The organism is Corynebacterium sp. (assembly GCF_052107835.1).
Lineage (GTDB): Bacteria > Actinomycetota > Actinomycetes > Mycobacteriales > Mycobacteriaceae > Corynebacterium.
The window spans coordinates 54,745-71,489 of the sequence record NZ_JBQEDF010000012.1 but is presented as its reverse complement, the minus strand read 5'-3'; the positions used below and the strand labels follow the sequence as shown (position 1 = coordinate 71,489).

18 protein-coding genes are annotated in these 16,745 nt (G+C 68.1%); 6 read left to right on the top strand and 12 right to left on the bottom strand.

The features are described 5' to 3' along the window. Together ACTIL2_RS05090 and fdhD are read left to right on the top strand one after the other, a co-directional pair. The coding region (locus ACTIL2_RS05090) for an FdhF/YdeP family oxidoreductase (protein WP_442336379.1) at nucleotides 1-1,758 on the top strand (1,758 nt) is incomplete at its 5' end. A 2-nt stretch (nucleotides 1,759-1,760) separates the two neighbouring features. Next, the gene (gene fdhD / locus ACTIL2_RS05085) at nucleotides 1,761-2,639 is read left to right on the top strand and encodes a formate dehydrogenase accessory sulfurtransferase FdhD (protein ID WP_442336378.1); all 879 of its coding nucleotides are present in this window, start codon (nucleotides 1,761-1,763) and stop codon (nucleotides 2,637-2,639) included. Between the two features lie 142 nt (nucleotides 2,640-2,781). On the opposite strand, the gene ACTIL2_RS05080 is transcribed toward fdhD, so the two are convergent. The 5 genes from ACTIL2_RS05080 to moaC form a co-directional block, all read right to left on the bottom strand. After that, nucleotides 2,782-3,426, bottom strand: coding sequence for a pyridoxamine 5'-phosphate oxidase family protein (locus ACTIL2_RS05080; RefSeq protein WP_442336377.1), 645 nt, complete (start codon nucleotides 3,424-3,426; stop codon nucleotides 2,782-2,784). A gap of 84 nt (nucleotides 3,427-3,510) precedes the next feature. Further along, nucleotides 3,511-4,605: a ThiF family adenylyltransferase gene (locus ACTIL2_RS05075; protein ID WP_442336376.1), complete on the bottom strand. Its 1,095-nt coding sequence runs from the start codon at nucleotides 4,603-4,605 to the stop codon at nucleotides 3,511-3,513. Further along, the gene (locus ACTIL2_RS05070) at nucleotides 4,605-5,084 is read right to left on the bottom strand and encodes a molybdenum cofactor biosynthesis protein MoaE (RefSeq protein WP_442336375.1); all 480 of its coding nucleotides are present in this window, start codon (nucleotides 5,082-5,084) and stop codon (nucleotides 4,605-4,607) included. Before ACTIL2_RS05070 ends, ACTIL2_RS05075 begins: the two co-directional genes overlap by 1 nt. Then, the gene (locus ACTIL2_RS05065; protein ID WP_442336374.1) at nucleotides 5,077-5,559 is read right to left on the bottom strand and encodes a MogA/MoaB family molybdenum cofactor biosynthesis protein; all 483 of its coding nucleotides are present in this window, start codon (nucleotides 5,557-5,559) and stop codon (nucleotides 5,077-5,079) included. Before ACTIL2_RS05065 ends, ACTIL2_RS05070 begins: the two co-directional genes overlap by 8 nt. After that, the gene (moaC, locus tag ACTIL2_RS05060) at nucleotides 5,556-6,080 is read right to left on the bottom strand and encodes a cyclic pyranopterin monophosphate synthase MoaC (protein WP_442336373.1); all 525 of its coding nucleotides are present in this window, start codon (nucleotides 6,078-6,080) and stop codon (nucleotides 5,556-5,558) included. Before moaC ends, ACTIL2_RS05065 begins: the two co-directional genes overlap by 4 nt. A 265-nt stretch (nucleotides 6,081-6,345) precedes the next feature. Between moaC and ACTIL2_RS05055 the strand changes: the two genes are divergently transcribed. Both ACTIL2_RS05055 and ACTIL2_RS05050 read left to right on the top strand, forming a co-directional pair. Continuing rightward, complete coding sequence (locus ACTIL2_RS05055) at nucleotides 6,346-6,618, top strand: MoaD/ThiS family protein (RefSeq protein WP_442336372.1); 273 nt, start codon at nucleotides 6,346-6,348, stop codon at nucleotides 6,616-6,618. Then, entirely contained in the window at nucleotides 6,619-8,433 is a 1,815-nt protein-coding gene (locus ACTIL2_RS05050) for a molybdopterin-binding protein (protein ID WP_442336371.1), read from the top strand. Between the two features lie 18 nt (nucleotides 8,434-8,451). On the opposite strand, the gene ACTIL2_RS05045 is transcribed toward ACTIL2_RS05050, so the two are convergent. The 6 genes from ACTIL2_RS05045 to modA are packed head-to-tail and all read right to left on the bottom strand — an operon-like array spanning nucleotide 8,452 to nucleotide 12,204. Continuing rightward, a complete protein-coding gene (locus tag ACTIL2_RS05045; RefSeq protein WP_442336370.1) occupies nucleotides 8,452-8,769 on the bottom strand; it encodes a DMT family transporter in 318 nt (105 codons plus the stop codon). Beyond that, nucleotides 8,769-9,167, bottom strand: a complete 399-nt coding sequence (locus ACTIL2_RS05040; protein ID WP_442336369.1) for a DMT family transporter — start codon at nucleotides 9,165-9,167, stop codon at nucleotides 8,769-8,771. The genes ACTIL2_RS05045 and ACTIL2_RS05040 overlap by 1 nt, the downstream gene beginning before the upstream one ends. After that, nucleotides 9,164-9,298 (bottom strand): hypothetical protein, encoded by a 135-nt coding sequence (locus tag ACTIL2_RS05035; protein ID WP_442336368.1) that lies wholly within the window; start codon nucleotides 9,296-9,298, stop codon nucleotides 9,164-9,166. The genes ACTIL2_RS05040 and ACTIL2_RS05035 overlap by 4 nt, the downstream gene beginning before the upstream one ends. A gap of 39 nt (nucleotides 9,299-9,337) precedes the next feature. Continuing rightward, a complete protein-coding gene (locus ACTIL2_RS05030; protein WP_442336367.1) occupies nucleotides 9,338-10,555 on the bottom strand; it encodes a molybdopterin molybdotransferase MoeA in 1,218 nt (405 codons plus the stop codon). Beyond that, nucleotides 10,509-11,357: a molybdate ABC transporter permease subunit gene (locus ACTIL2_RS05025; protein WP_442336366.1), complete on the bottom strand. Its 849-nt coding sequence runs from the start codon at nucleotides 11,355-11,357 to the stop codon at nucleotides 10,509-10,511. Before ACTIL2_RS05025 ends, ACTIL2_RS05030 begins: the two co-directional genes overlap by 47 nt. Beyond that, a complete protein-coding gene (gene modA / locus ACTIL2_RS05020) occupies nucleotides 11,347-12,204 on the bottom strand; it encodes a molybdate ABC transporter substrate-binding protein (protein WP_442336365.1) in 858 nt (285 codons plus the stop codon). Before modA ends, ACTIL2_RS05025 begins: the two co-directional genes overlap by 11 nt. Nucleotides 12,205-12,409: 205 nt before the next feature. On the opposite strand from modA, the gene moaA reads away from it, so the two are divergent. Together moaA and ACTIL2_RS05010 are read left to right on the top strand one after the other, a co-directional pair. Further along, nucleotides 12,410-13,531: a GTP 3',8-cyclase MoaA gene (gene moaA / locus ACTIL2_RS05015; protein WP_442336364.1), complete on the top strand. Its 1,122-nt coding sequence runs from the start codon at nucleotides 12,410-12,412 to the stop codon at nucleotides 13,529-13,531. A gap of 159 nt (nucleotides 13,532-13,690) precedes the next feature. Continuing rightward, nucleotides 13,691-15,229: an MFS transporter gene (locus ACTIL2_RS05010; protein ID WP_442336363.1), complete on the top strand. Its 1,539-nt coding sequence runs from the start codon at nucleotides 13,691-13,693 to the stop codon at nucleotides 15,227-15,229. Between the two features lie 14 nt (nucleotides 15,230-15,243). On the opposite strand, the gene ACTIL2_RS05005 is transcribed toward ACTIL2_RS05010, so the two are convergent. After that, nucleotides 15,244-16,635: an MFS transporter gene (locus ACTIL2_RS05005; protein WP_442336362.1), complete on the bottom strand. Its 1,392-nt coding sequence runs from the start codon at nucleotides 16,633-16,635 to the stop codon at nucleotides 15,244-15,246. Nucleotides 16,636-16,745 lie beyond the last annotated feature (110 nt).

The following is a 16,745-nucleotide window of genomic DNA, read 5'->3' as shown; positions in this document are numbered from 1 at the left end:
ACCAACAACCTGCCGGACTGCTCGAACATGTGCCACGAGTCCACCGGCTCCGCCCTGTCGGCAACGCTGGGGCTGGGCAAGGGCTCGGCGACGATGAACGACTTCCACACCACCGACCTGATCATCTCCGTCGGCCAGAACCCGGGCACCAACCACCCGCGCGCACTGACCGCGTTCTCCCGCTGCAAGGAGAACGGCGGCCACATCATCTCCGTCAACCCGATCCCCGAGGCCGGGCTGATGAACTTCCGCGAGCCGCAGGCCGTCAAGACCTACCTGGGGCACAAGGAGAAGATCTCCGACGACTACCTGCAGGTCCGCCTCGACGGCGACCGTGCGTTGTTCCTGGCGATCAACAAGGAACTCGTCAAGCGTGACAAGGCCATCGACCACTGGTTCATCGACACCTACACCACCGGTTTCGACGACCTCACCGCCCACCTCGCCGAGCTCGACGATGACGAGCTCGCCCTGGCCCACGGCATCCCGCGGTCCCAGATCCTGTCCACCGTGGACGCGATCGAGAAGGCCGACTCCACGATCATCAGCTGGACCCTGGGGGTGACGCAGCACAAGAACGCCGTCGCCACGATCCAGGAGATGACGAACACCCTGCTGCTCACCGGACGCATCGGCAAGCCGGGCTCCGGCACCGCCCCGCTGCGCGGCCACTCCAATGTGCAGGGTGACAGGACGATGGGCGTGTGGGAGCAGTCCCCCGAGTCCTTCCTCGCCGCAATCGAGGACGAGTTCGGGTTCCCGGTGCCGCGCGAGCACGGCTACGACACCGTCGCCTCCCTGCAGGCGATGCGGGACGGGAAGGTGAAGTTCTTCCTGTCCCTCGGCGGCAACCTGGTGCGCGTCGCGTCGGACACGTCCACCCTGGAGAAGGGCGTGGCCTCCAATGAGCTGACCGTGCACCTGTCGACGAAGCCGAACGGCTCCCACGCCTGGCCGGGCGAGAAGTCGCTGATCCTGCCGGTGCGTTCCCGCACCGACCTGGACACCCAGAAGTCCGGACGGCAGTCCGTGACCGTCGAGGACTCCGCCGGCAAGGTCCACGCGTCCACCGGCAAGCGCCGGGCGAACCGGAAGCAGAACCTGAAGAGCGAGGTCGACATCCTGTGCTCGATCGGACGCGAGACCTTCGGTGACGAGTTCTGGCAGCCGATGATCGACAACTACGACGTCCTGCGCGACCACATCGCGAACACCATCCCCGGTTTCGAGGACTTCAACGAGAAGCTCAAGCACCCCGGCGGTTTCTACCTGCCGAACGGCCCGCGCGAACGCCACTTCCCCACGCCCGACGGCAAGGCGCACCTGACGGTGAACCAGCCCGACCGCATCGAGCTGCGGGAGGGTGAGCTGATGATGAACACCGTGCGCACCCACGACCAGTTCAACTCCACCGTCTACGGCATGCACGACCGCTACCGCGGTATCAGGAACGGTCGCCGCGTGGTCTTCGTCAATCCGGAGGACGCGAAGGAGCGCGGTCTGAAGGACGGCGACATGGTCGACATCGTCACCGTCTGGGACGACGGTGAACGCCGCGCGCCGGACTTCCGCGTCGTCGAGTACGACCACTCCCGCGGCGGCTGCACCACCTACTTCCCGGAGGCGAACGTGGTGATCCCGCTGGACCACGCGGTGAACAGGTCAAACACCCCGGTGTTCAAGTCCACCCCTGTCCACCTGCGGCCGACGGGTCGGACCGCCGCCGACATGCCGCCAATGCCGTCCTCCGAGAAGTAGCCATGGGACGTCTCATCGACAAGGCCCGGGTGACCAAGGTCCGGGTGAACGATGTCGTCGAGGTCGACACGCGTGCCGACAGGCTCGCCGTCGAGGAGCCCCTGCAGATCCGGGTGGACGGGACGGACCTGACCACCACAATGCGCACCCCGGGCCACGACATCGAACTGATCCACGGCCTGCTGCACGCCGAGGGGGTCATCACCTCCCGTGAGGATGTGACCACCGCGCGCTACTGCGCGGGCGCCGTCGGCCCGAACAGTGAGAACACCTACAACACGCTGGATGTGTCGCTGGTCCCGCACTTCGGCGACGCAGCGTCCTCCCAGCCCTACCTCCCGATCCGGAACGTGACGACGAACTCGGCGTGCGGGGTGTGCGGGACGACCTCGATCGACGACCTCATGAAGGAGAAGCGCTTCGATCTCACCCCCGCGCACCCGACCGCGGAGCAGGTCGTCGCGATGCCGCAGCGTCTGCGCGAGGGCCAGGACGCCTTCCGGAAAACGGGCGGCATCCATGCAGCGGGTGCGTTCACCGCAGACGGGCGCCCACTGGTCATCCGGGAGGACGTGGGACGCCACAATGCGGCCGACAAGGTCATCGGTGCGCTCCTCCTGGAGGACCGCCTGCCCGGCGACGTGCGCGCCCGGAGTTCCTCCGCCGAGACCATTGACCCGGATACCCCGGTCTACCTGGTGATGAGTTCGAGGGCGTCCTTCGAACTGGTGCAGAAGGCCGTGCTGGCCGGCTTCTCCGGTCTGGTCGCCGTCTCGGCGGCGACCTCCCTCGCTGTGGACATGGCGAAGTCGTCCGGCCTGCTGCTCACCGGGTTCACCCGGGACGACCGCTTCAACCTCTACTCCGGCGAGCTGGGGTAGCTTCCCGCTGCGCCGCCTCCGCATCACATGCTCTTTTGCCCACCTTGTGTGCCCCAGCGCACCGTATTGAGGACTTCGGCTTCAGTAGATTCATCCAAACCGGTGCGCTGAGGGACACGGGGTAGGTACTCGGCCCCGAGGATCATCCGCGCAGCCGCGCGATCTCTGCCCGCGCCTCCGCCAGTTCGTCCTTCAGTTCCCTGATGTCCGCCCGGTACAGGTCCAGACGTTCCTCGACCTCCTCCCGCGTCCAACGCGGGGTGATCTGCTTCGAGCAGTTCGCGTCGGACGCGACGACGTCGACGATCACCGCCCGCTCGATCAGTGCGGTGATCCGCTTCTCCCCGAGGTCACGCAGCTGTTCAATGAGCTCCGGATCCTCGGATGCCTCAACGAGACGCGCATGCCCGAACACCTTCACCCGGGACCGGGTCGCGAAGTCGACGAAGAACAGGCAGACCCGGTCGTCGCGGTCGAGGTTGCCAGCGGTGACGAACTGACGGTTGCCGGCGAAGTCGGGGAACCTCAGTTGGGAACGCCCCTGCTCGGTGGTCACCTTCACGAAGCCGGACGGACCACCCTTGTGCTGCACGTACGGCCATCCCGTCCCGGTCACCGTCGCCATACAGAACATGCGGGACGCCCTGATCAGCTTCGCGTCCCGCGGATCCAGCTCCGCCCCGGACGCGCCGGACGCATCGACCCGGTTGCCGGCCCCCGCTGCGTCCTGCCTGGCCGTCACGAACCCATCGAATGCGAGTGCCGCGTAGCCGTCCACCTCATCCATGGTCCCCGAGACTAGTACGGCCCTGGAGCCGTCCCGGGAGGGGGCGGCCCCGGTAGTCAGGGTCAACGGCCCATACTGTCCCCGCTACTGCGCGTCCAGCCAGGCATTGATGCCGCCGGGGTAGCTCGTGCCCTCGATGCCGGCATCGGCGAGGATGTCCAGCGCCTGCAGGGAGCGGACGCCCGCGGCACAGTAGACCACGAGCTGACCGTCGGCGTCGTCGAGCGCTTCGACGGATTCCGGCACCCCCTGCTCCAGCACGCTCAACGGCACGTTCACCGCACCGGGGATATGGAAGGCCGCGAATTCGTCCGGCTCACGGACGTCGATGAGGGTCGCCCCCTCCAGGTCCGGGGCTGCAGCATCAACCGGCACGGCGTCGGACGGCTCGGCGACGGTCGGCGTCGCAGCGTCCCGCACCTGCGCAGCAACGGCCGGATCGGCGACGACCGGAATGTACTCCCACATTCCGGTGAGCCCCGAGTAGTAGCCGATGCGTCCGGACAGGGGCTCCCCCACCCGGGTCACGATCTTCACCGCCTCCAGCGCCATGGCCGAGCCAACGACCCCGACGACCGGTCCGAGCACTCCCGCGACAGCGCAGGACGGGACGGATCCGGCAGGCGGTGGCGTGGGGAACACGTCCTCGTAGACGGGCCCGGCAGTCCCGTCAGAACCCCGAAGGCCGAACACGGACAGCTGCGCGTCGAAGCCGAGGATCGAACCCCACACATGTGGCACACCGAGCACCGCACACGCATGTGATGCCGCATAGCGGGTGGCGAAGTTGTCGGTGCCGTCCAGCACCACATCCGCGCCGGTCAGCACCGACACCGCGTTGGACGCGTCCAGGCGCGCCTCGACAACCTGCACCGTGATCTCCGGATTGCGGGCCAGCATCTCCCGGCGCGCGGACTCCGCCTTGCGTACCCCCACGGCGGCATCCACATGGATGACCTGGCGGTGCAGGTTGGACAGTTCCACCTCATCATCGTCGATGATGGTCACGTTCCCGACTCCGACGGCAGCGAGGTACAGCAGCGCTGGCGAGCCCAGACCACCTGCACCGATCACGGCGACGTGGGCATCCTTCAACGCCTCCTGGCCTGCGCGTCCGAAGCCGTCGAGGACGAGCTGGCGGCGGTAGCGGGCGAGTTCGCGGGGTGAGAAGTCCGGCATCACAGCCCCACCCAGTCCGTCGTGCCGTCGGGGCGTTCCTGTTCCTTCCAGATCGGCACCTGGGTTTTCACCGCGGTCGCGAACTCGGAGATGGCCGCGAAAGCGGGCCCGCGGTGTGCGGCGGCAACGACGACGAGAAACGCCATGTCACCGATGGCGAGCGGGCCCGTGCGGTGCTCCGCCCACAACCGGACCTCGGGGTGCGCGGCAACGGTGTCCGCCGCAATCCGCGAAAGCATGTCCGGCGCCGTGGGGTGATGCGTGTAGTTCAGCGAGGTCACCCCGGCACCCTCGTCGTGGTCGCGGACGACGCCCTCGAAGGTGACGACGGCTCCCATCGCGTCCGTCGCGGCTGACCGCTTAGCGTCCGCGAGATGCTTCTCCAGCGGCTCGGGGGAAATCGCGGTGTGCACGACCACGCCGGTCTGCTCGGCGACGTAGTCCGGATCATAGGTCGGATCACCCTGCAGGTCACTCATGGTTGCCCGCCCCCTCCAACTGCGCAATCAGGTGGTCAAGCACCGGCTCGAGCACCGCGATGCCGTCCTTCACCCCGCCCCGAGAGCCCGGCAGGGTCATCACGAAGGAGCGCCCGACGACGCCCGCGACGCCACCGGACAGCAGTGCGGTCGGTACGCCGGACTCCACGCCTTTCTGCCACACCGCGGACACCAGCCCGGGAAGTTCGTGGTCCAGCAGCGGTTTCACCGTCGCCACCGTCCGGTCGGTGGGGCTGATCCCCGTCCCGCCGGTGGTCAGGACGATGCGCGGCAGAACCGGGTCGTCGAGCAGTTCCGGGACGGCTGTGGGGACGTCGGCGTCCGCGACAACTGTGGCGTCGTCGACCTCCAGGCCCCTCGAGCGCAGCCAGTCGACCAGGATTGGGCCGGTCAGATCCTCGTAGTCCCCGGACGCGGCGCGGGTGGACGCGACGATGACGAGTGCGCGCGTCATGACCGCGGCCCCCTCACGTCCCAGTCCCCGGATTTGCCGCCGGACTTGGCGAGCACCCTGATGCCGTCGATCACGGCCTGCTTGTCCACGGCCTTGATCATGTCGTAGACGGTCAGCGCAGCACTGGTCACCGCCGTGAGCGCCTCCATTTCCACGCCGGTGACGCCGCGGGTTTTCACGGAGGCCTCGATGCGCACGGCGGGGTCAGGATGCTCCTCCCGCGTGAAGTCGACAGTGATCTTGCCGAGCGGCAGCGGGTGGCACAGCGGGATGATCTCGGGCGTCTTCTTCGCGCCCATGATCCCGGCGACCCGGGCGACCGGCAGTGCGTCCCCCTTCGGCAGACCCTCATGCGCCCCGTCGGCCGGGGCGAAGATCATGTCGAGGACGTCCGGCCTGGTCCGCAGCCGACCGGTCGCGATGGCGGTGCGGCTGGTCTCGTTCTTCGCGGTGACGTCGACCATGTGCGCCGAGCCGTCCTCACGGACGTGGGTGAGGCCATTGGTGGGTTGGTCTTCCATGCCTCCCCACGGTACCCGGGTGACGCGCCGGACAGAGCGCCTCAACCTCCGTCATCCTCGAAACCGGCACGGCGTGGCAGGTCCATTGACTCATGCACTACGCGAACAATCAGGACAAGATCCCGGTGCACTCGATACACGATCATGTGTCGCGGCGGCGAAACGATGTCTCCGCCAACGCGGTCTCTGCCCTAACTGCCGTCCCGAACGGTCCAGGACCCCGCAACCCCTCCGGCCTCCCCGCCACACACCTACAATTGTCACCATGGTTGAGATCCACTATTTCGCGGCCGCCCGGGCCGCCCGCGGTGCCGCACAGGAGTCGGTGCCCGGCGCCGCCGGCACCCTCGCCGGACTCCTGGACGACCTAGGCGCCCGTCACACCGACGAGACCGCGGGCGGGATGACGTTGTCGCAGGTCTTCGACCGCTGCAGTTTCCTCGTCGACGGCCGCACGGTCACCCGGCCGGACGCACCGGCCATCACGCTGGACGATGTGACCCGGGTGGACGTCCTCCCGCCGTTCGCGGGGGGTTAGATGGGGACCCAGACAATCCACGCCATCATCGTTGCTGGTGGAGCCGGGTCCCGCCTGGCGGCCTCCGCTCCGGTCGATACCCCGGCCAAACCGCTTCTCGCAGGACGTGACGGCGTGCGGTTGATCGACCGGGTGCTGGACGCGGTGGCCGGTGCAGCGCCGTCCGGCGGGGTCCGGATCGTCGTCGCCGACGAGATGAACCTGCCGGACGACGTGATCCGCGTACGTGAGGATCCGCCGCTGTCCGGCCCCGCCGCGGCGATCGCCGCCGGTGTCACGGCCCTGGAGGACAACGGCACAGACGACACGGAGGACAACGACCTCGTCCTTCTCCTCGCCGCGGACCTGGTCAATCCCGGCGCGGCGGTGACGGCACTGCTGGAGAAGACCGACGGCAAGGGCGCGGTTGCCACGGTCGACGGCCGTCTCCAGCCGCTGCTCAGCGTCGCCCGGCTCGGCACCCTGCGGGAGGCCATCGGCGAAGACGCCCTCGAGAACGCCCCCGTGATGCGGCTGCTGCGGCGCCTGGATCTCCCCCAGGTTGAACTCTCGACAACCGCGGCGGCGGACGTCGACACCTGGGAGGACTGGATGGAGGCCGTCCGCCATATCCCGGTGACCTGGGATGACGCCCGCGACAGCATCGTCGCCGCCGTGCCGCGGTGCACCGCGTCCGACACGAAGCCACCGGAGCCCGGCGACGTGCTTGCCGCCGATCTCCCCTCCCCCATGGACGTGCCGCACTACACCTCGTCGGCGATGGACGGTTTCGCGGTCAACGGCGAGGGACCGTGGCGGCTACTCGCTGAGCCGACCAGGGACGCACAGGGCCGCAACGTCCACCGCACCGGCGGCACACTGGCTCCCGGCGAGGCACTGCCAGTGCTCACCGGGTCGCTGATCCCCGACGGCACGACTGCCGTGGTCCGTTCCGAGAACGCCGTGGTCGACAGCGGCACCCTCACCGCCGACACCCCCGTGCCGGGGCGCGACATCCGCCCCGCCGGCCAGGAGTGGTCGGCCGGGGAGGTCCTGGTCAGAGCAGGGGTGAGGTTGACTGCCCGGCACGTCGCCATGCTCGGTGCCTGCGGGGTGGACGAGGTGGAGGTCACCCGGAAACCCCGCGTGGCCTGCGCCTTCACCGGCAACGAGGTCATCGGCAACGGGATACCCGAACCGGGCGAGGTCCGCGACGCCTTCAGCGCGTCCTTCCCTGCACTGCTGGGTGACTGGGGCGCGGACACCATCGCCACCGACCGTCTGCCGGACGACCCGGTCGCCGTGGAGGACTGGCTGCGGCGTCCCGACGTGCGCGGCGCCGACATCGTGGTACTCACGGGAGGTTCAGGTCGCTCCGGCCAGGACTTCGCGCGGCGCTTCATCACCCGTGCCGCCGACGAGATCCTCGCCGACGAAGTCGCCTGCCAGCCCGGGCACCCCACCCTGATCACCCGGCGCGGCCGTGGTGAGGACACACAGCTGGTCATCGGTGTGCCCGGCAACCCCTTCGCCGCGCATGTGTCGCTGCACTCCTTCGTCGCCCCGGCGGTGACGTCGCGCCTGGGACTCGCCTCACCGACCGCAACCGGAACCGGTGTAGTGACCGCGGATGTGGACCCGATCCAGCGCGACCGCGTGCGGCTCGTCCCCGCCACCCGCGACAGCGACAGCACCAGTAACGGCGGTGACCGCTTCACGCCCGCCCCCGGCGCGCACTCCCACATGCTCAGCGGTTACGCGGCAGCGGACGTCCTGCTGGTCGTCCCGCAGGACGGTCTGGCGGCGGGGGACGCGGTGCGCTACCTCGAGCTGTAGCCGCGTTGACGACGGCAGTCACACGCTACCGACCTCGATGAACAGCACCCCGCCCATGATCAGGACAATGCCGCAGGTCATCATCAGCGTCAACGGCTCCTTGAAGACCACTCTGCTGAGCACGGCGGTCAGCGCCACGCCGGACGCCGCCCAGATCCCGTACGCCACGCCGATCTCCATCCCGAGCCGCAGTGCTGTGCCCAGGGCAGCGAAGGCGAGGAGGTAACCGATCGCCACGGGCAGGTACCAGAGACGACTGCCGGTGACCGACATGCGCAGGCAGACCGTGGCCAGGACCTCGCAGATGATCGCTGCAAGCAGGAGCAACCATGCCATCAGTCATCGACCCCCGTAGGACCGTTCAGCCCGTCCGCGGCACGGACAACCAGCGCCCGCTGGCGCTCGCGGAGGATGGCACGCTGGGATCCGATCTCGACCAGCAGGACACCGCCCATCACCATCACGATGCCCAGCGACTTCATGACGGTCATCACCTCGCCGAAGATGACCGTCGCCAGGATCGCCGTCAACGCCACCCCGCACGCCGCCCAGATCCCGTAGGCAACCCCCAGGCCCATACCGGTCTTCAGGGTCTGGAAGAGCATGACGAAGGCCAGGGAGTACCCGATCACCACCGGCAGGTACCAGACCGGGTTCTCCACCGCCGCCTTCAGGGAGAGGGACGCCTCGACCTCGGAGAGGATCGCCGCGAGCAGCATCAGCCAGGCGGTCATGTCCCACCGCCGTCCAGCGTGTCCAGCACCGCCCGCACCTGCACCAGTACCTGCGCCCGGTCGTCGGTACCGGGGTCGTTGAGGAGATCCAGGGCCCGGTGGAGAATACGGGTTCGGGTCCGGTCAACCATGCCGCGGAATTTACCATCCGGAAGGTGAACCATGCCCCGCTACAGCGGGTACACCGCGACCAACTCCCCCTCGGCCACATCCTCCCCCGCTGGCACGCGCAGCAGGCAGTCCGCCTCCGCCGACTGTGCCAGCAGATGGGACCCGGCGCCCCCGACAAGGGAGGCGGTGGCCACGCCGTCCGACACCACCACCCGTCCCCGTAGGAAACGGTCCTTACCGGTGAGCCCGGGCAGGACGTCCGCAGCCCGGGCGGTCACAGTCCCTGGCACCTCCCCCAGCACCGGGGCGACGAACAGCCGGAAACTCACCACCGTGGAGACCGGATTACCCGGCAGGCAGATCACCGGAACCCCCTCGAAACGCGCCACACCCTGCGGACCACCGGGCTGCTGGGCGACATGCCCGAACCAGCTGTCATCCTGGCCCGAGAGAACCTGCCGCACGACCTCGAACTTGCCGTGGCTGATCCCGCCGCTGGTCACCACCGCATCCAGGCCACCGGTGTCGGCACGGGCGCGGGAGACGGCGTCGGCCAGTGCGGCACGGAAGGCCGGTGGATTGTCGCTGGTGCTCACCGTCCCCGCGACCTCGATGCCGTGCCGGGCACACAGGGCGGCGAGCATCGGACCGTTGGCGTCGCGGATGACGGCGGCGCCTGTACCGCCGATCTCGTCTCCCCCGGTGCAGATCAGGACGCGGGCCCGCCGCGCCACCGGAAGCGCGGAGATCCCCTGCGCCGCGGCAACGCCCACCGTCCTCGGATTCACCTCATGACCGGCGGGAAGCAGGACGGACCCGGCCGCGATATCCGAGCCCCGCACCCGGACGAACTGCCCCGCCGGGGCGGCAGGGACCTGCACCGGCCCGCTCCCGTCCACGAAGTCCGGGGGTTCACACGTCTCCACCGGCACGACAGCCGCGGTGCCCGCGGGCAGCCGTGCCCCGGTCATCACCGGGATCACCGCGTCCTGGATCCTGCCGTTGGTCTCCGCGAGCACGTCCCAGGGGTCAGTCCCCGCAGCGACAGTCGGACCGACGGCGAACGTCCCCCCGTCGAGGTGCGCGGACGCCAGGGCATAGCCGTCCATCTGGGAGTTGTCGAAGCGCGGCGAATCCTCGACGGCCGCCACGTCCTCCACCAGGCGGCGTCCCACCGCATCCCGCGCTGGAACGGGGACGACACCACGCGCGCCGAGGAGCGCGCGTACCTCATCCAGGTGTGACTCCGGGGTTCTGCTGTGCCCCTGATCTCCCACGTTTCCGACCTCCACGAATAGCGGCGATCCCGCCGACGACCAGTACATAGACGCCGATGAGCATGATGCACGCGCCCAGGGCGCGGTCCATGTCATTGGCGCTCAGCCCCAGTTCGATCAGCAACGGGATCGTCCGGGTTTCCCCGGCTACGTTACCGGCAAAGGTCAGGGTCGCGCCGTACTCGGAGAGAGCACGGGCGAACCCCATGACCGTTCCCGTCGCAATCCCCGGCCACGCCAGTGGGACGAGGACACGGGTGATGGTCTGCCAGCGCGTCGCCCCGTCCAGTGCCGCGGCCTCCTGCAGCACCGGCGAAATCGCCCGCAGGGAGGTGACCGTGGTGGAGACGAAGAACGGCATGGCGACGAACACCTGCACCAGGATCACCGACAGAGACGTGTAGGCGACCTGGACGCCGACGCTGTCGAGCGCCCCGCCGACGACGCCGTTGCGTCCCCAGAAGAAGACCAGCGCCAGGCCTGACACCACCGGGGAGAGCACCAGCGGTGCGTAGACGATCAGTTGGACCGTCTCCCCCCACCCCGGGTGACGCCGGATGAAGCCGACCAGCCACAGCGACAGCGGCAGACCGAGAATGATGCAGATGACGGTGGCGACCAGCGCGGTCGACAGCGACAGGGTCAGTGACTCGACCGCTGCCGGGTCGGTGACCAGCTCGACCGCGCGGTTCCACGGGATGTTCAGGATCAGCCCGACCAGCGGGCCGAGCAGCAGAAGGACCGCGACCAGCGCAACAAGGACGATGGCCGCGGGGACGGAGGTGGCGGCCCTAAACCGCACCGAACCCGTACTTCTCGAGGATCTCCCGTGCGGTATCGGTGGACAGCCACTCCAGGAAGGCCGCCGCGGTGTCATTGTCCTGGCCGGTGGTGGTCAGTGCGGCGGGGTACTCGTTGGGCTCGACATCGTCGATGTCGACGACGTTGATGGCCTCGTCGTCACCGTCGCCGGCGTTCTCCTGCAGCGCCAGGGCATCGGTGGAGTAGATGAAGCCGGCGTCGACCTCACCGGTGGAGACCTTGGTCGCGACGTCACTGACGTTGGCCTCCTCGGTCGGACTGTCCAGCGCGATGCCCTCGTCGTCGAGAACCTCGTTGGCCAGGGTGCCGCAGGGCACGCCATCGGCGCAGACCGCGATGCGTGCGTCCTGCGCACTGCCGTCGTCTTTCAGGTCATCAAGGGACTCGATACCGGCCGGGTTACCCGGTGCCGTGGCCAGGACCAGCAGGTTGGTCGCGACGACCTGCGGATCGGCATCGGCGAACTCGTCCAGTTCCAGGGCGGCGTCCATGTTCTCCTGGTCAGCACTGATGAACAGGTCCGCGTCCGCGCCCTGCTCGATCTGCTGGACCAGGGCGGAGGACCCGGCGAAGTTGTACTCGACCCCGGCGCCGTCGTTCTCCTCGGTGAACGCGTCGGCCAACTCCTCACCGACGTTGTTCAGCGACGCTGCGGCGAAGACCTGGATGCTGCCGGACGCTGTGGTGTCACCGTCGCCGTCCTCGTCGCTGCTGTCCTCCCCGGAGGACGAACACGCGGTGACGAACAGCAGGACAACCGCGAAGAACACGGCGGCGAACACGATGCTCACACGGTGGTTGCGGAGAGTGGTGGTGGTACCGGACATGGGATTCCTCTTCCTCAGTCTGACGTCAGAGCCCCGGAGGACTACCCTGGGAGTCTAGTGCGCGGTCCCCGCGATGTGCGGGGCGAACCGTCACGCCGCGCCGTAGAGCCGTTCGGTGCTGCCGGACGCCGCCGATACCCGCTCGGGGTCGCTGGCACGGTAGACCGGAGTACACGAAGCCCAGGAGCAGAGAGGACACCGAGACATGACCACCATGCTGCCTGTGCCGTCGCTCCCGGCGTCCCCCGCTCTTCCCGACGGTGCCAGGGACGCCGACGGGGCCACAGCCTCCGGCCCGTTGCGTCTGCGTGACCGGTGGGGACGCACCGCCGACGACCTGCGCATCTCCCTGATCGACAAATGCAACCTGCGCTGCACCTACTGCATGCCCGCCGACGGCCTGCCTTGGCTCCACAAAGACTCCCTGCTCACCGCCGACGAAGCCATCCGCATCGCTGACATCGGCGTGCGCATCCTCGGTGTCAAAGACATCCGCTTCACCGGCGGCGAACCACTGGTACGCAAAGACCTCGCCGACATCATCCGCGGCGTCCGGCACCTGCACCCCGACATCCCGATCTCGATCACCACCAACGCCATCGGCCTGGACAAACGCATCAACGACCTCGTCGACGCCGGACTGACCCGCGTCAACGTCTCCCTCGACACCGTCGACCGCGACACCTTCACCGAACTCACCCGCCGCGACCGCCTGCCCCAGGTCATCGCCGGACTCGAGGCCGCCAAAGCCGCCGGCCTGGAACCGGTGAAAGTCAACGCCGTGATGATGCGCGGCATCAACGACAAAGGATGCGCAGACCTCGCCGCCTGGTGCCTGGACCGCGGCTACCAACTGCGCTTCATCGAACAGATGCCCCTCGACGCCGACCACACCTGGGCCCGCGACAACCTCGTCTCCGCCGCGGAACTGCGCACGAAGCTGTCCGAGCGCTTCGTCCTGCACCAGGACCCCGCCCCACGCGGCTCGGCCCCCGCCCAGCTGTGGGACGTCTACGCGCAGGACGCGGCGTCCGACGCCGAACCCCTCGGCAAGATCGGCATCATCGCCTCGGTCACCGAGTCGTTCTGCTCCGCGTGCTCGCGCACCCGCATCACCGCCGACGGCAAGATCCGCAGCTGCCTGTTCTCCAACGAGGAGACCGACCTGATGTGGCTGCTGCGCGCCGACGCCACCGACGACGACGTCGCGGTCGGCTGGGCCCGCGCAATGTGGGGCAAGCCCCGCGCCTACGGCTCCGACGACATCACCCTCAACGACGACGCCTACGTCCAACCCGAACGCACCATGAGCGCCATCGGCGGATAGCGCCACGGAGGACTAGGCTCGGCAGGTGGAAGACCTCGCGTGCACACCCCGGCCCCACCGGCCGGGGTTCGTTCATTCCCCCAGCGGGCGCGCGAGGTCGACAGAGAGACACAGCGCTGCACACCAGCAGCGCCAACCCGTGAGGAGATGACCCCACCGATGACGGCGAAGCCCGACAGAGGAAGCAGGCTGCGGGCAGGACCCCAACCCCCGAAGGCTGGTCCACCGAACCGCCGCTTCTGGGTGGTGATCACCATCCTGACCTGCGGTGGACTGCTGTTCGGTTATGACACGGGCGTGATCAACGGTGCACTGCCGTCGCTCACCGGCGACCTCGGCCTCGAGGAGCGCTACGAGGGCCTGGTCACCTCCGCGCTGCAGTTCGGCGCCATCTTCGGCGCGATCTTCGGCGGGCGTATCGCCGACCGGATCGGCCGCCGTCCCACCATCACCATCGTCGCGATGATCTTCGTCGTCGGGTCCCTGGGGTCGGTGCTCTCCCCGACGTGGGTCATACTCGCACTTTTCCGCATCGTGCTGGGGTTCGCGGTCGGTTCGGCGTCCGGCATCATCCCGATCTACCTGGCGGAACTGGCCCCCACGCACCTGCGTGGCCGCGTGGTGAACCAGAACGAGTTCATGGTCGTCTTCGGCCAGTTCCTCGCCTTCGGCTTCAACGCGATCATCGCCCGCTCCATCGGATCCGAGGAAGCGGGGACCTGGCGCTGGATGCTGGCCCTGTGCCTGGTCCCGGCGATCATCCTCTGGGTCGGGATGACGGTCGTGCCCGAATCACCGCGCTGGCTGGCCGGGCACGGACGCATCGAGGCCATGCTCAACGCGCTGCGCACCATCCGCGAGCACGTCTACGGCTCCCCGGACTACGAGACCACCCGCTACGGCACCCCGGATGCCCCGCAGCCGCACACCGACGAGATCACCCACCCGGTCTCCGGCGACGTGGAGGGTATACGCGAACTCGCGGACTATGACACCCAGGCGTCCCGGAGGAGGTTCCGGGACCTGTTCTCCAGCCCGTGGATGCGGCGGGTCATGCTCGTCGGTTTCGGGATGGCCGTCATCAACCAGATCTCCGGCATCAACGTGGTGCAGTACTACGGCGTGACGATCCTGGAGGACGCCGGTTTCGAGGGCAACACGGCCTTCACCGTCAACCTGCTGATCGGCCTGGCGGGCGTGGTCGGCATGCTGCTGTCGATGCACCTGAACACCCGAGTGCGCCGCCGCCGGATGCTGATGGGTGGCCTCACCGGCACGATCACCACCCTGACCATCCTGGGGCTGACCTCTCTGCTGGTACCGGACGGAAATCCGGTGAAGCGGTGGGTGATCCTGTTCTCGATCGTGGCTTTCGTGGGCATCATGCAGTGCGCGGTCGGCGCGATGACGTGGCTGTTCATGTCCGAGATCTTCCCGCTGCGGGTACGCGGTGAGGCGATGGGTCTGGCCGCTGGAGTCCAGTGGTCGATGAATTTCTGCGTGGCGCTGTTCTTCCCCTACCTCATGGACGCCATCGGGTTCGGGGCCACGGTGTTCATCTTCGTCGCACTGCAAGTCGTGGCCCTGTACTGGGTCTACCGGATCGTCCCTGAGACGAAGGACAAGACGCTGGAGCAGATCGAGCAGGAATTCCGCGACAGTGCGGATCTGCGCCTGCGTGCCCGGAGCAGTCGGTAGTCCAGCTCAGCCCCTCACACGTTCGCCCCGGCGAACCGCGTCCCCGGACGGTGGTAGACGGCCCAGGTCACCAGCGCCATCAGCACGTACGCCCCGGCGAACACCCAGAACGCGGTGTCGAAGGCCCCGGTGGAACTCTCCGAGTAGTTCAGCACCTGCGGGATGGCGAAACCGCCGAAGCCACCGACCGCGCCGATGTAGCCCAGGGCGGCGGCGCTCTTGCGCTCGTGGCCGACCGGGTCGTCGGACGGGACGGCCAGCTCGAAGACCGTGGGGATCATCCGGTAGACCGAACCGTTCGCCAGCCCGGTCAGGGTGAACAGCATCAGGAACAGAAGCAGGTAGATCCCGAAGTTGATGTTCTCCAGCATCAGCACCATCGCTGTCGTCACCAGCGCCATGCACAGGAACACCACGATGCTGACCCGCGCCCCGCCGATCCGGTCGGCGAGGCGTCCCCCGTAGGGACGTGCCAGGGAGCCGACCAGTGGTCCGAGGAACGCCAGCCCCAGCGACGCCCCCAGCACGGTGAAGGACGAGAAGTCGGGGAACTGGGCGTTGATCAGTGTGGGGAACACCGAGCCGAAGCCCATGAAGGAGCCGAAGGCCCCGACGTACAGGAACGAGATGATCCACAGGTGCTTCTCCTTCAGCGCGGACAGTGACCCCTTGATGTCGTTCGTCGCAGTGGAGAGGTTGTGCATGTAGCGCCGCGCACCCCATGCGGCGACCAGGATGAACGGGATCCAGATCAGACCGGCCATCGGCAGGTTCGGGTCGAAGGCCCCGAAGGCGAACAGGGTCACGGCGATGGGGATGACCAGCTGTGCCACGGCCACGCCCAGGTTCCCGCCAGCGGCGTTGATGCCCAGTGCCGCACCCTTCTCCGCCTTGGGGTAGAAGAAGGTGATGTTGGACATGGAGCTGGCGAAGTTCCCGCCTCCGAGGCCCGCGGTCGCGGCGATGATGAACAGCACCCAGACCGGCGGGTTGTCCGCCATCAGGATCAGGCCCGTGGCCACGGTGGGGATCAGCAGGAGCAGCGCCGAGATCACCGTCCAGTTGCGCCCCCCGAAGATGGGGACGGTGAAGCTGTAGGGGATGCGTGCCGTCGCGCCGACCAGCGGCGGCAGGGAGACGAGCCAGAACTGCTGGGAGGACGTCAGGTCGATGCCGGCCTGCGGCAGGAAGATGACGGTCACGGACCACATCTGCCAGACAGCGAAGCCGAGGAACTCGCAGAAGACCGACCAGATCAGGTTCTGGCGGGCGGTGGCGCGTCCGGGGCCGTTCCAGAAGGCGGGGTCCTCGGGTTGCCAGTTGGTGATCCAGCGCCCCCCGGTCACCTCGAGGGTGGGTTGGTCGGCTTGCTGGACCGGCGGGGCAATGGTCTCGGTGTTGCTCACGGCTATCTCTCTTCCAGGTCTCTACGGTGTTCCTTCTACCTATAACCGCACCGACCGCCCAGGGTGAACCCGGGAAACAAACACTTAACTGCTGGTGGGATGCTATTTCT

Excerpts from the sequence above, each read along its gene's own strand:
- fdhD (WP_442336378.1), top strand. The coding sequence starts at position 1,761 with ATGGGACGTCTCATCGACAAGGCCCGGGTGACCAAGGTCCGGGTGAAC.
- ACTIL2_RS05080 (WP_442336377.1), bottom strand. The coding sequence starts at position 3,426 with ATGGATGAGGTGGACGGCTACGCGGCACTCGCATTCGATGGGTTCGTG.
- ACTIL2_RS05075 (WP_442336376.1), bottom strand. The coding sequence starts at position 4,605 with ATGCCGGACTTCTCACCCCGCGAACTCGCCCGCTACCGCCGCCAGCTC.
- ACTIL2_RS05070 (WP_442336375.1), bottom strand. The coding sequence starts at position 5,084 with ATGAGTGACCTGCAGGGTGATCCGACCTATGATCCGGACTACGTCGCC.
- ACTIL2_RS05065 (WP_442336374.1), bottom strand. The coding sequence starts at position 5,559 with ATGACGCGCGCACTCGTCATCGTCGCGTCCACCCGCGCCGCGTCCGGG.
- moaC (WP_442336373.1), bottom strand. The coding sequence starts at position 6,080 with ATGGAAGACCAACCCACCAATGGCCTCACCCACGTCCGTGAGGACGGC.
- ACTIL2_RS05055 (WP_442336372.1), top strand. The coding sequence starts at position 6,346 with ATGGTTGAGATCCACTATTTCGCGGCCGCCCGGGCCGCCCGCGGTGCC.
- ACTIL2_RS05050 (WP_442336371.1), top strand. The coding sequence starts at position 6,619 with ATGGGGACCCAGACAATCCACGCCATCATCGTTGCTGGTGGAGCCGGG.
- ACTIL2_RS05045 (WP_442336370.1), bottom strand. The coding sequence starts at position 8,769 with ATGGCATGGTTGCTCCTGCTTGCAGCGATCATCTGCGAGGTCCTGGCC.
- ACTIL2_RS05040 (WP_442336369.1), bottom strand. The coding sequence starts at position 9,167 with ATGACCGCCTGGCTGATGCTGCTCGCGGCGATCCTCTCCGAGGTCGAG.
- ACTIL2_RS05035 (WP_442336368.1), bottom strand. The coding sequence starts at position 9,298 with ATGGTTGACCGGACCCGAACCCGTATTCTCCACCGGGCCCTGGATCTC.
- modA (WP_442336365.1), bottom strand. The coding sequence starts at position 12,204 with ATGTCCGGTACCACCACCACTCTCCGCAACCACCGTGTGAGCATCGTG.
- moaA (WP_442336364.1), top strand. The coding sequence starts at position 12,410 with ATGACCACCATGCTGCCTGTGCCGTCGCTCCCGGCGTCCCCCGCTCTT.
- ACTIL2_RS05010 (WP_442336363.1), top strand. The coding sequence starts at position 13,691 with ATGACGGCGAAGCCCGACAGAGGAAGCAGGCTGCGGGCAGGACCCCAA.